This is a genomic window from Nocardia mexicana NBRC 108244, from assembly GCF_001613165.1.
Taxonomy (GTDB): Bacteria; Actinomycetota; Actinomycetes; order Mycobacteriales; family Mycobacteriaceae; genus Nocardia; species Nocardia mexicana.
The window spans coordinates 18810-31517 of the sequence record NZ_BDBV01000110.1 but is presented as its reverse complement, the minus strand read 5'-3'; the positions used below and the strand labels follow the sequence as shown (position 1 = coordinate 31517).

General features: G+C 68.7%; 13 protein-coding genes. 8 read left to right on the top strand and 5 right to left on the bottom strand.

Annotated elements, in window-relative coordinates; genetic code table 11:
• Nucleotides 1–21 precede the first annotated feature (21 nt).
• Both NM1_RS35325 and NM1_RS35320 read left to right on the top strand, forming a co-directional pair.
• Entirely contained in the window at nucleotides 22–960 is a 939-nt protein-coding gene (locus NM1_RS35325; RefSeq protein WP_068030485.1) for a helix-turn-helix transcriptional regulator, read from the top strand.
• 73 nt (nucleotides 961–1033) lie between these two features.
• Nucleotides 1034–1381 carry an MmcQ/YjbR family DNA-binding protein gene (locus NM1_RS35320; RefSeq protein ID WP_068030482.1) on the top strand — a complete coding sequence of 116 codons (348 nt, stop codon included), beginning with the start codon at nucleotides 1034–1036 and terminating at the stop codon, nucleotides 1379–1381.
• Nucleotides 1382–1400: 19 nt separating this feature from the next.
• Here NM1_RS35320 and NM1_RS35315 read toward each other — a convergent pair whose 3' ends face one another.
• Entirely contained in the window at nucleotides 1401–2294 is an 894-nt protein-coding gene (locus NM1_RS35315; RefSeq protein ID WP_068030480.1) for a Sco1979 family transcriptional regulator, read from the bottom strand.
• Nucleotides 2295–2557: 263 nt separating this feature from the next.
• On the opposite strand from NM1_RS35315, the gene NM1_RS35310 reads away from it, so the two are divergent.
• The 5 genes from NM1_RS35310 to NM1_RS35290 are packed head-to-tail and all read left to right on the top strand — an operon-like array spanning nucleotide 2558 to nucleotide 6990.
• A complete protein-coding gene (locus NM1_RS35310) occupies nucleotides 2558–3355 on the top strand; it encodes an SAM-dependent methyltransferase (RefSeq protein ID WP_068030478.1) in 798 nt (265 codons plus the stop codon).
• 2 nt (nucleotides 3356–3357) lie between these two features.
• Nucleotides 3358–4359: a GlxA family transcriptional regulator gene (locus NM1_RS35305; protein ID WP_068030474.1), complete on the top strand. Its 1002-nt coding sequence runs from the start codon at nucleotides 3358–3360 to the stop codon at nucleotides 4357–4359.
• Nucleotides 4356–5126: a DJ-1/PfpI family protein gene (locus NM1_RS35300; RefSeq protein WP_068030471.1), complete on the top strand. Its 771-nt coding sequence runs from the start codon at nucleotides 4356–4358 to the stop codon at nucleotides 5124–5126. The genes NM1_RS35305 and NM1_RS35300 overlap by 4 nt, the downstream gene beginning before the upstream one ends.
• Nucleotides 5127–5164: 38 nt before the next feature.
• The gene (locus tag NM1_RS35295; RefSeq protein ID WP_147288912.1) at nucleotides 5165–5458 is read left to right on the top strand and encodes a hypothetical protein; all 294 of its coding nucleotides are present in this window, start codon (nucleotides 5165–5167) and stop codon (nucleotides 5456–5458) included.
• A 56-nt stretch (nucleotides 5459–5514) separates the two neighbouring features.
• Nucleotides 5515–6990 carry an MDR family MFS transporter gene (locus NM1_RS35290; protein ID WP_068030467.1) on the top strand — a complete coding sequence of 492 codons (1476 nt, stop codon included), beginning with the start codon at nucleotides 5515–5517 and terminating at the stop codon, nucleotides 6988–6990.
• Between the two features lie 20 nt (nucleotides 6991–7010).
• On the opposite strand, the gene NM1_RS35285 is transcribed toward NM1_RS35290, so the two are convergent.
• From NM1_RS35285 to NM1_RS35275, 3 genes are all read right to left on the bottom strand, one after another.
• Complete coding sequence (locus tag NM1_RS35285) at nucleotides 7011–7556, bottom strand: DUF2165 domain-containing protein (protein ID WP_068030464.1); 546 nt, start codon at nucleotides 7554–7556, stop codon at nucleotides 7011–7013.
• Nucleotides 7557–7664: 108 nt separating this feature from the next.
• A complete protein-coding gene (locus NM1_RS35280; protein ID WP_147288911.1) occupies nucleotides 7665–8543 on the bottom strand; it encodes an alpha/beta hydrolase in 879 nt (292 codons plus the stop codon).
• A gap of 122 nt (nucleotides 8544–8665) precedes the next feature.
• Nucleotides 8666–10234: a lipase family protein gene (locus tag NM1_RS35275; RefSeq protein ID WP_169814377.1), complete on the bottom strand. Its 1569-nt coding sequence runs from the start codon at nucleotides 10232–10234 to the stop codon at nucleotides 8666–8668.
• 310 nt (nucleotides 10235–10544) lie between these two features.
• On the opposite strand from NM1_RS35275, the gene NM1_RS35270 reads away from it, so the two are divergent.
• The gene (locus tag NM1_RS35270; RefSeq protein WP_068030456.1) at nucleotides 10545–11303 is read left to right on the top strand and encodes a bestrophin-like domain; all 759 of its coding nucleotides are present in this window, start codon (nucleotides 10545–10547) and stop codon (nucleotides 11301–11303) included.
• 7 nt (nucleotides 11304–11310) lie between these two features.
• Here the strand turns inward: NM1_RS35270 and NM1_RS35265 are convergent, their stop codons facing one another.
• Nucleotides 11311–12624, bottom strand: coding sequence for a tetratricopeptide repeat protein (locus NM1_RS35265; protein ID WP_068030454.1), 1314 nt, complete (start codon nucleotides 12622–12624; stop codon nucleotides 11311–11313).
• Nucleotides 12625–12708 lie beyond the last annotated feature (84 nt).

Here is a 12708-nt window from a genome sequence, read left to right as displayed (position 1 = left end):
TTTTTCCGGCAGAATTCAACTGTGCGCGCAGACCGACTCGTGGCGACCCTGTTGCTGATGCAGAACCGTGGCCGGGTGACCGCCGCCGAGCTGGCCGCGGAGCTCGAGGTGTCGGTCGCGACGGCGCGGCGCGACCTGGAGGCGCTGTCCACGGCGGGCATCCCGGTGTACTCGCTGCCGGGCCGGGGCGGGGGCTGGGAGCTGGTCGGCGGCGCCCGCACCAACCTCAGCGGCCTGACCGCGCCCGAGGCGCAGGCGCTGTTCCTGCTGCTCGGTCCCGCCGCCACGGCCGCGCCCGGCGTACGGTCGGCATTGCGAAAGTTGTTGCGCGCATTGCCGGAAACGTTTCGCACCGAGGCGGAGGCGGCGGCCGACGCGGTGGTGATCGACCCGGTCGGCTGGGGCGGTCAGGGGACGGCGGCCCCGCCGCTGGTCGAGCGGTTGCAGCGGGCGGTGGTGCGCCGGGAACGGGTCGAGCTGGTGTACGAGCGAGCGGGCGAGCGTTCGCGACGGCGCGTCGATCCGTGGGGCCTGGTCGACAAGGACGCCCTCTGGTACCTGATCGCCGGGACCGATCGCGGGCAGCGCACCTTCCGGGTCGACCGCATCGTCGAGGCCACCGGCATCGGCGAAACCTTCGAGCGCCCAGCGGATTTCGAGCTGTCCGCGGCATGGGAACAGGTGGTGGACGAGGTCGAACAGCATCGGGCGACCACCTCGGCGACCGTCCTGATCTCGGAGCGGCTGGCCCCGATCCTGCAGCACCAGCAGGGACGGCACTGCGTGGTGGACGGACCGATCGGCGACGGCCGCGTCCAGGTGCGCATCACCGCACCGACACCGCTGATGGTCGCTCAGCAGCTGGCTGGCTGGGGCAGCGCCGTCGATGTGGTCGAACCGCCCTCGGTGCGTGACGAGTTGGGGCGCCTGGGTTCCGAGCTGGTCGAGCGCTATCGGTGAGCCGTCCCCCGTCATGGGCCGACACTTCCCATTCGTCCAAGCCGGGCGGCGCACCGGAGAGCACACTGTCCCCATGACCCTGACATGGCAAGAGGTGGTGACGATCGCGACCGAGCTACCGGCCGTGACGGAGTCGACCTGGTGGCGCAGTCCCGCGCTGAAGGTCGGGGGCAAGGGCTTCGCGCGCCTGCGGTCGGAGGCCGAGGGCGGGCTGGTGCTGCGTTGCGAGATGGAGGAGAAGCAGGCCCTGCTGGCCTCCGGCGATCCGGCCTTCTACACCACGCCGCACTATGACGGCTACCCGTACATCCTCATAGACCTGGACCGGGTGGCGCCGGAGCAGCTGCGCGAACTGATCGACGCCGCGTGGTGGCTGTCGGCCCCGGCGAAGCTGCGCAAACAACGCGAGGCCACCGCGTAGCAGCGGATCTCCTACGCCGTCACAGCGATTCGGCCGCGGCCACCAGCATCTTGCGGGAGCGGTCCGGCGGCTCCGCCTGCACGCTGAGGCGGTCCATCACCCGGCGGTAGAGCTCCAGATCCTGCAGGCGGTCCAGATAGAGCGCGCTGGTCAGCTGCTCGATGTAGACGATATCGGGCAGTTCGGGCTCGGCGAAGCGCAGCATCGTGAACGAACTTCCGGCCGCCGCATGCCCGCCCGCCGCGTAGGGCAGCACCTGGATCGTCACGTTCAGCCGGTCGGACATCTCGACCAGGTGCTCGAGTTGCCCACGCAGCACGTCGTTTCCGCCGATCGGGCGGTGCAGCACGGTCTCGTCCAGCACGGCCCACAGGGTCGGGCCGCCCTCGCGGTTCAGGATCTCCTGCCGACGCCGGCGTAGCTCCACCCGGCGGGCGGCCTCGGCCTCCTCGTGGCCCAGCGACACGATGGCCCGGGTGTAGTCCTCGGTCTGCAGCAGCCCCGGAACCAGTTGCGCCTCAAAGGTTCTGATCGAATGCGAGGCGTGTTCCAGACCGATGAAGGTCTCGAACCACTGCGGCAGCAGATCGCTGTAGCGGTGCCACCAGCCGGGCTGGTTGGCCTTGCGCACGAGCTCCAGGAACGCCTCGCGCTCCTCGGGATCGGTGACCTTGTACAGCGTCAGCAGATCCCGGATGTCGCGTTCCTTGAATCCGGTCCGGCCCAGTTCCAGACGGCTGATCTTCGCGTGCGAACCGCGAATGTGTTCACCGGCGGCCTCGCGGGTGATCTCGCACTGCTCGCGCAACTTGCGCAGCTGGCCGCCGACGGCGATGCGCAGCGCCGTCGGACCACGTTCCGCGACAAGCGAATCCACGCTGCCGATCCGGAACGGGACGGAATCTGCGATCATGAGTTCTGCTCCGATGCTCGACGATCACCTGCGGGGTGTTCCGCAAACCCACGGACTACACCGCGTCGAAGGACTATCATACTCGCGCGTTCGCTGCTGACCAGTATGTTCTCGGGTGCAGGAAATCTCGGGCTACAGGCGCGATCCGGCTGTCGGCTACTCCCCAATCTTGTACTGTCACTGGGCAGATCAGACAATCACCCGTTCGTGCCTCCGCAGGCCGGAGGCACCACCTCGGGACCTCGACGAGGAGCCGACCCACAATGCCGACAGGGCACAACACGGAGATCCGCACCGACATCCCTCACTCCGCCCGGATTTGGAACTACTGGATGGGCGGCAAGGACAACTACGATATCGACCGCGAGGTCGGCGACGCCAGTATGCAGATCGATCCCGATATCGGGACGATGGCCACCGAGAGCCGCCGATTCCTGATCCGCGCGGTCAGTCACCTGGCCGGCGAGGCCGGAATTCGACAGTTCCTCGATATCGGCACCGGCCTGCCGACCATGCAGAACACCCATCAGGTGGCGCAGGGTCTGGTCCCCGACGCTCGAATCGTCTACGTCGACAACGATCCGCTGGTGCTGACCCATGCGCGGGCCCTGCTGACCAGCACCACCCACGAGGGCGTCACCACCTACATCGAGGCCGATTTCCACGAGCCCGAGCAGATCATCGCCGACGCCGCCAACATCCTGAACTTCACCCAGCCGATCGGCGTGATGTTCATGGGGGTGCTCGGGCACGCCCGCACCTACGAGGATCTGCTCCGGATCGTCCGCACCGTCATGGACGCGGTCCCGTCCGGCAGCTACCTGGTGTACTGGGACGGCACCGTGGACAGCCCCACCTACACGAAGATGTGCGAGGAATACGCCAAATCCGGCGGCGTGCCGTACTACACCCGCACACAGGATCAGCTGCGCGCGGTCTTCGAGGGCTTCGAGATGCTCGAACCGGGCTTCGGGAAGATCACCCACTGGCGCCGGTCGGAGCTGGAGGTGGCCGGGCTGCGCGATATCGCCGCATACGGCGGGGTGGCACGCAAGCCCTGAGCATGGAGTCGGCCCGGCGTGTGCTCATCGTCGCCTACAACGACGCGCAGATCCTCGATATCGCCTGCCCCAGCGGAGCATTCGATATGGCGAACCGCATCGGAGCGCGACCGCCCTACCGGGTCGAGGTCGTCTCGGTCGGCGGGCACGCGGTCCGCACCTCGGCCGGGATCACCCTGGACAGCGGGCACCTCGAGGAGGTGCGCGGACCGATCGACACCGTCATGGTCGTCGGCGGCGCCGGAACCGAACAGGCGGCGGCGAATCCACACCTGCTCGACCAGATTCGCCGCCTCGCCCGGTCCAGTCGGCGCATCGCCTCGATCTGTACCGGCACCTATCTGCTGGCGGCCGCCGGGCTGCTGGAGCACCGCCGGGTCACCACGCACTGGGGCTACGGGGACCAACTCGCGGCCCGCTTCCCGACCGTCGCGGTCGACACCGCGCCGCTGTACATCCGTGACGGCAACATCTACACCTCCGCGGGTGTCACCAGCGCCCTGGACCTGACCCTGTCGCTGATAGCGGACGACCACGGATCGTCGCCCGCGCGGACGGTGGCTCGCATCCTGGTCACCTACCTGCACCGTCCCGCGGATCAGGCGCAGATCAGCATGTTTCTTTCCGCACCGGCACCGGAAGACCGACTCGTCCACGACCTGATGCGCTATGCCGCAAGCCATCTCGCGGAGGATCTGACGCCGGGTGCACTGGCTCGGCGCGCCGGGGTCAGCACCCGTCATCTGAGTCGTCTGTTCACCACCCACACCGGCCACACCCCGGCCCGCGCCGTCCGCCGGCTGCGGGCCGAGTCGGCGGCGCAGCTGATCCGGTCCACCGAATTGCCCATGGCGGCGATCGCGCGGCGCTGCGGCTTCGGTTCGGCGCAGACGTTGCGGGCCGCGCTGCTCGACCGATACGGCATGAACGGCGACACGATGCGCAAGATCACGGACATGGCACCCGATCGGCCGGGCGCGGGCGGCGACACTTCGGCAGCGTGACCATCTCCTCCTCCCCCACCACCACGCGTCGAAATGTCCTGGGCGGCACGGCCGCACTCGTTGCCTCCGGACTCGCCGGTGCCTCGGCGGCTCCCGCTCGGGCCCGCCCGGACGGCGCCGGGCCCCGCATCGGCATCGTGCTGTACGACGGATTCAGCCTGCTCGATCCGACCGGCCCGGCCGAGGTGCTGTCCCGGGTGCCCGGCGCGCGGGTGACGATGCTCGCCGAGCAGCCGGGGCCGGTGCGTACCGACACCGGCGATGTCGCGGTCGTCGCCGAGCAGGCTCTGGCCGAGGTCGACAGCCTCGACGTCCTGCTGATTCCCGGCGCGGGCAACCGCGGAACAGTGGCCTCGACCCAGAACCCCGCCCTGCTGCAATGGATCCGGGACATCGATCGGACGACCGCCTGGACCACCTCGGTCTGCACGGGCGCGGTGATCCTGGCCGCCGCGGGGCTGCTGAGCGGGCGGCAAGCCACCACCTACTGGGCGGCCGGGCCCTATCTCCAGTCCACCTACGGCGTGACCTACCTGCCGCAGCGCTATGTGCGGTCGGGGAAGTACGTCACCGCCGCCGGGGTGTCCGCCGGGATCGACATGGCCCTGTACCTGGCTGCCCTGCTCACCGACGACGACACCGCCCGCGCGATCCAGCTCGGGATCGAATACGACCCGCAGCCGCCGTTCGATGCGGGAAATGCGGGACGGGCGAGCGAAGAGCTGCGCGGGCGGGCCGAGACGTTGCTGCAGCAGTCCCAGCAGTGACCCCGGCACCTCTTGACCTGAACCATAGTTGATGTCCGATGCTGGTCGACAGCAGACGGAAACGCGACTACGGGAGCCCTGCGATGACCTTCGCCAGCGAGACCGGCCACCGGCCGGGCGGCCGATCCATCGGCCGTGACCAGCGTCACGCCGCGGCCTTCCGGCATTCGGTACCCGCCGCCGATCAGGTCGTTTCGATGATCATCGAGACGGGCGGGTGCGAAAAATCGAGTGACCCGGCCCGGCGTCACCGGGAATACTGGCGCGCAACCGATGAGTTGAGCGAATCGGCTCCGTCTGATCACGTGTGGCCCGGTCATCACCGTCGATGATCCGTCCCAGGCCCACACGTCGTCCCTTGCTCGAAGAATTACCCCGGAGGTACCCCATGCCCGCCGAAATATCCGATCGCTCGACCGGGCGGCGGACACCGACAGTCATCCGGCTGCTGGTCCTCGCAACCTTCGTGGTGATTCTCAACGAGACCATCATGATCAACGCGATCCCGCGCCTCATGTCCGACCTCGATGTCACCGAGCGGGCGGCGCAGTGGGTGTCCACCGCGTTCATGCTCACCATGGCGGCCGTCATCCCGGTCACGGGGTGGTTCCTGCAGCGGGTCACGACCCGCCGGGCCTACGCCATCGCGATGGGCGTCTTCCTCGCCGGTACCGCGCTGTCGGCGGTGGCCCCGTCGTTCGCGGTGCTGCTGATCGGCCGGGTCATCCAGGCCGGTGGCACCGCGGTGATGATGCCGCTGTTGATGACGACCCTGATGACCGTGGTCCCCGAGCACGATCGCGGCCGCGTCATGGGCAACGTCACCCTCGCCATCTCGGTGGCCCCGGCCATGGGCCCGGTCATCTCCGGCCTGGTGCTGCAGATCGGTTCGTGGCGTTGGCTGTTCGTGCTGGTGCTGCCGATCGCCGCCGGGGTCACCTGGTTCGGCCTGCGGCATCTGGAGAACGTCGGCGAGCCGGAGTCCGGCACGATCGACTGGTCCAGCGTGGCGTTCGCGGCCCTCGGTTTCGGCGGCCTGGTGTACGGGCTCAGCCGGTTCGAGACCGGCAACGTCGCCACTCCGGCCCTGATCGTCGCCGCCGGACTGGCCCTGATCGGCATCTTCGCCTTCCGTCAGATTCGGCTGCAGCGCAACGGGACCCCGCTGCTGGACCTGCGCACCCTGCTGTCCGGCACCTACACCAAGGCGCTGGTCCTGATGGCGGTCGCCTTCCTGGCGATGCTCGGTTCGATGCTGCTGCTGCCGCTGTACCTGCAGAACCTGCGCGGCCTGAGCCCGCTGCAGACCGGACTGCTGGTCATGCCCGGCGGACTGGCCATGGGCCTGCTCGGCCCGACCATCGGGCGCCTGTTCGACCGGTTCGGCGGGCGGGTGCTGGTGATTCCCGGTTCGATCGGCATCGCGGCCGCGCTGGCCGGATTCACCCAGATCTCGCTGACCATGCCGTACTGGCAGCTGCTCGGCCTGCACATCCTGCTGATGGTGTCGCTGGCCGCGGCCTTCACCCCGGTGTTCACCCTGGGTCTGGGCGCACTGCCGATGCACCTGTACTCGCACGGCAGCTCGATGCTGGGCACGCTGCAGCAGGTCGCGGCGGCCTTCGGCAGCGCCCTGGTGGTGACCGTGATGTCCGCCCGCGGCGAGGCGCTGATCGCGGACGGCGTCGAACCCATCACCGCACACCTGGACGGCATGAAGCTGGCCTTCGCCGTCTCGGCGGCCCTGGCGCTGATCGTGATCGTGATGGCGGTGCTGCTGCCGAACCGGTCCAGCGCGCCGGACGAGTCGGGCGAGTCCGACGACGAGATCGGGAGCACCGAACCCGAGCTGGTCACCAGCTGACGGTTCCCGGGACCGGTCCGCTAGGACCGCTCCCGGGCCTCGGGCCGTCCGGGCAGATGGACCAGGATGAGACCGACGGCGGCGATCAGGACGTTCTGCAGCGCCGCCGACGAGGCATTCACTTCTTTGTTCGCCCACATCCGGAACCACTCCCCGCCGATGGTCAGAAAGCCTCCGGCGAACAGCAACACCGCCAGCACCCAGCCGAGGCTCGACAGTTTCGCGGCCGTCTCGGCGGTCGCGGCCCGGCGGCCGATCAGCGCCCGCCAGCCCGCCACGGCCCCCGCCAGCAGCACGAACGCGGTCAGGAACTCCCAGATCACGACGCCGATGTAGGCGATCCACACCACCGTGGGGCTGGTGATCGCGTGCCAGTCGACGGCCGGATGGTGGATCGTGCTGCGCATCGACAGCACCGCCGTGACACCGCGCCGGTTGGTGTCGGTGTCGAGGCAGTTGGTGACCGCGACGATCAGGTAGTACACCCCGGTGATCGTCGCCAGCACGGCCACCGCCGTATCCCGGCTCCCGGCCACATCCAGAAATCGCTTACCGCTGAGACTCATTCACGCCACCTAGGTCGACCGGCACAGCCCTGCAGGACGGGCGAATGGTACGGCGGCGCACTCCGGCGCGCATCCGGTCGGCTCCCCAGGAGTGACTCGGGGTCGTCGCTACCGGGCGGCGCGGACCGCCCATTCGACGGCCTCCGAGGCGGCCGACGACAGGATGCCCATGTGATCTCCCGCGTATCTGGTGGTCGCGACCTCCGCCCCGCGGGCCGACAATTGGTCGGCGCAGCGGCGGATACTGGCCTCCGGCGTCAGCGGATCAGAATCGACCGACGCGAGAAATATCGGGGTGCCGTCGTTCTCCGGCAGGGCGTCGCACTGTTCGAGAAATTCCGCGACCCGCGGCTCTCCGGTCAAGTCGTACAGGCCGAGATCTCGAACGGTGAACGGCTCCAGCAGGCGGCGCATCTCCGGTACGGACAACGGTGGTATCTCGTCGAGCAATGCCATTCCCGTATCGGTCAGGCGGGCCCCGGGGTCGAATCCGTCATCCGCCGCCCGTAATCCGGCGAGCAGCACCAGCGCGAGAGCGTCGGCCGGGAAATCGGGATCCCGGGTGACCATGGTGAAATACGACGGGTAATCGGGCGGGGCCAGCGATACGATCCCTCTGAGATCGACTTCGGAGTACGGGTGCGAGATTCCCGGCAGGCGCAGTACCGCGGCGGCGCCCTGGCAGAACCCCCCGGCGATGACGCCATTCCCGATCCGCTCGTCGAATTCCCGGGCCGCCGGGCAGATGGCGAGGATGTCGGCGGCTATCCCGTCCGGGTCGGGAAACGGGCTGAGACCGTGACCGTCCAAGCCCTCGAAATCGGCCACCGCCACCGCGAACCCGTTCGCGATCCAACGCGACAGGTGTTTCAATTCCACCCCGGGCAGACCGCGCCTCGAGGGCGCGTTCTGCTGATCCAGACCGACGAAACAATGTGCCCACGTGCACAGCGGCACCGTTTCACGGAGCGAGTCCGAGCGCGGCATGAATACCGATCCGCTGGTGATTCTTCCGCCGCTGCAGAAACGGATTCGATAACCGCTGTCGGCACCGATCGGCCATAGTCGCGGATCGATCGGCACGACTTCCGTCAGAGAAGTCAGTGCGGTCATGCCGAGCGGCCGAAAAGCCAATATCCGGGTGACCGGTCGTCCGTCCCCGTCAGGAATTCGACGACACCGGCGGCCAATTCGTCGTCACCGAGGTACCCGCTGCCGTCGGCATCGGTGCGATCGAAAATGGTGTCGGATTCGTCCGCGGGAATTCCCAGCCCCCGGGTCACCGACCGGAACTCCGCCCGGGAGACCCGGCGGTCGCCGTCGTCATCGATCAGCTGCACGACCGCCCGCACCAGCGTCTGCGCACTGTCGGCGATCTGCGCGGGAACCTGCCCGGTGCGGCCCGCCACGAACTCCTCCAGGTCGATATCTCCGTCGCCGTCGCGGTCGTAATGCTCGATGAGCTGCCGTGCCAGCTGCTCGTAGCCCGCACGCACCCGCGCCGCCACCGGATCTCCCAGCGGGCGGCCGAAGCTCGAGACCAGCCGCAGCGCATGTGCCCGGAAATCATCGAGCCCGATCCGGCCGTCCCCCGTGGCGTCGAGCACCCGGAAACGCGGGTCGCGGCCGTCGAGCTGGCCACTCGCGCGGGGCACGTCCTCCCCCGCATCGCCGTTCGCGTCGGCGGCGATCAGATCGGCGGCCCACCGCGTGGCCCGGTGCGCCGCCGGTTCCAGCAGGGCCACGTGGTCCAGCGATTCGAGATCGAGGAACGTGACGCTCGTACCGGATTTCGATACCGCGTCCGAAAAGCCCCGGCCCTGCTTCGGGGTGAAGACGGGATCGGCCCCGCCGGAGCACAGGAATATCGGCCTGTCGTACCTGGACTCCGGCGGGCTGGTCGATTCCAGCGCCTCGACGAAGGGTTTCCAGGTGGATATTCCGGTGATACCGGCCGCATCGTTGGTGGTCGCCGAGCACAGCGCATCGAGATCTTTCATCGAGGTACGCGTCGCGGCATCCACCAGTTCGCACCCGGCCGGGGTCAGCCGCTCCTCGGGCTTGAACTCCGGCCTTCTGATGCGCAGTCCGGCCATGATCATCGGAATAAGGGTGTGCACCGATCCGTCCCCCGCCGAGGTGAATTCGCGCACGAAATCCAGAAAACGAATCGGGGGTGCCAGAGAAACCGTTCCCAACAGGTTCAGATCCGGCGCGTAGGCGGTGCACAGCGCCGCGGCGAAAAGCGAGCCGTGGCCGCCCTGGGAGAATCCGGCGATCACCGTGCGTTCGTCGACGTTCAGATCCATGCCGTGCACGGCTCGGACGATATCGATGACATCGTCGGCGATGGCCTCGCCGTCGAGATACGGATGCGGCTCGTCGGTGCCCAGCCCCTCGTAGTCGGTGGCGGCGACCACGAACCCGGCGGCGAGCCAGTACGCCAGATGCCGACGCTCCTCCGGAATCAGGCCCACCTTCGACGGCGCGTCGTGCTCGTTGAGGCCTACCGTGCAATGTGCCCAAGTGAGGACGGGCGCGGTGCCGGTGGTCGGTGCCGGGACGAATACGGAGCCGCTCACCGCGCGTTTTCCGCCGCTGAAATTGGGGGCCACGTACTCGATCCGATAACCCCGCTCGGTGCCTTCCGGCCAGAGCGGCCTCGGGAGGGGTTCCACGTTGATCAGAGTGCCGGTATCGCTATCTGAACAATCGACCACCGATGTCACGTCCACCTCCGATGTGCGGGAAATCCTGAGCAACTGGAGCGAGACGAGCGAATATGCAGCATATTGATGCTAGACAATCGCTGTCAATACTCAGCCAACGCCACAACATCGATTTCATGCTTCTGACCGGGGAATATTAAAAGGGCTGCCGCCTCGACGGCCTTAGACCGGGCGTGTTCGCCCCACGCCAATACGCTCACACAGGTACGCTGCTCGACCGCAGCAACACACCAGTTCCTCCGAGGCGGGGAGGTCGTCGATGGCGTGGGCGTGGGTCGCACTACTGGTTCCGGCAATCACGGTGGTGCTGGGCGTGGTGGTCATGTGGAGAGCACGGCGCCGGGGCAGCAACCCCGGCGGATACAACGAGGCGGCCGGGACGGTGTTCCAGGCGGTCGGCGCCCTGTACGCGGTGCTGCTGGCGTTCATCGTGGTCAACGAGTGGAATTCGCTGCAGGAGGCGAGCACCAACACCTTCGAGGAGGCCAACCACCTCGGCGCGCTGTACTGGGACGCCCGCGCGCTGCCTCCGGAGGTGGGCCGCGATCTGGAGGCGACCACCCAGCAGTACGCGCACGTGGTGGTCGCGAAGGAGTGGCCGCTGCTCGGCGACGGCGGCTACAGCCCCGAGGCCACCGCGCTGGTGTACCGCATGCGCGACGAGATCAACGCACTGCCGACCGACAGCCCGCGCACGCAACTGGTCTTCGAGCATTCGCTGTCGACCGTCAACGACCTCGCCGCCGCGCGCCGCGAGCGGCTCAGCCAGAGCGGCCACAACGTGCCGACGGTGCTGTGGATCGCCATGGCGGTAGGCGCGGTGGTGACCGTCGGATTCACCTTCTTCTTCGGCCTGCCCAAGTTCTGGACGCAGCTGCTGCTCGTGGGCGCGCTGGCCGTGCTCGTGGTGCTGTCGCTCGGGCTGATCATGATGCTCGACCAGCCGTTCGTGGGGTCCATCGCGGTGCAGCCCGAGGCGTTCGAGATCTTCCTGCGCGGGCTGCCCGCCCAGCGCTGAGGATCGATCAGGGTGCGGCGCCGAGGGTTTCGAGCGCCCGGCGAGCCCGGGGCGCGTGCAGCGGCGAGAAGTGCGGATTGGTCCGCAGCGCCTCGTCCAGCGCCGCGGCGGCCTGCGCGGTGCGGCCGAGCGCGGCGAGAATCATGCCGCGGTGGTAGGTGACGGTGGCGTTGCGCCAGCCCAGGGCGGCCGCGCGCTCCGCGTAGCCGAGCGCCTCCTCGTGACGACCCGCCCGGTGCAGGGACCAGGCGAGCACATCGGCGGTGACGACGCTCTGCCGCCGGCCGAATTCCGTCCGCGCCAGCCGAACCGCCTCCGCCGGGTCGCCGTGATCCGCGGCGAACAGCGCGGCGGCCACATAGTCCGTGGCGCCCTGTGCCTCCAGTTCGCGGAACCGATCGGCGATCTCGCGGTAGGTGTCGTCCGCCTCGTCGCGGCGCCCCGCGGACTCGAGCAGTTCGCCGAACTCGATCAGGTATTCCGGCAGCGGCGCCCGGCCGGTCAGCTCCCGGTACTGCGTGATCGCCTGCTCCGTCGCACCTCGGGCGGCGAGCACCTTGGCGCCGCCCTGCCGCAGGGCGGCATCGTCCGGCACGGCCGAAAGACCAGAGCGGTAATGGTTTTCGGCCTCGTCCAGATTCCCGGCGTGGAAGGCGAGCTCGCCGAGGTGATAGCGGCAGAAGGCGATCTGGTCGGCGGTGGTCGCCGCGGCGAGCGCCCTCTGCATCGCCTGGCGGGCTTCGTCGGTGCGGCCGCGCAGCTCGAGGTCGTAGGCCGCACGGGTGAACGACGGCACGCCCGGCCGCAGGTCGAGCATCCGCTGGACCGCCGCGGTCGCGGCATCGGCCGCCCCGAGCTGGGTGAGGGCGTCCGCCAGCACGCCGTACGCCTCGGCGCTGTCGGGTCGCAGCGCGAGGACCCGTTCGCCGTAGGAGCGAGCGGCCGCGAAGTCGTGCAGCGCGTTGGCGAGCACGCCGAGCCCGAACAGCGCGTCGGCATTCTCGTTGGGCCGCAACTCCATCGATCGATCCAGCGCCCGCCGCGCCTCGCCGTAGTTCCGGGGGTCCCCGGTGACGCGGGCCAGCTCGACATAGGCGGCGCCGAGCTCGGCCCAGCCGGTCGCGTTGCCGGGCAACCGATCCAGCTGTTGCCGCTGCAGCGCGATCTGCGCGGCGAACGGTGCGGCGGAACTCACGGCCGCCGCCTCCGTGGGCGCCGATCGGTCGGGTACCGCTGCGATGACTCCCACGGCGGCTGCCATCAGTGCGATGAAGATCGCGAGTATGGGCTTCGCATATGCGCGGGAAGGCTTTTCGGCCATGTCGAGACCTCGGACAGGGTGGTCGGAACGACGATTCGGATGCTCTCCGGGGGTGGCGGGGCCGATCGGGGCGGCCCCGCCACG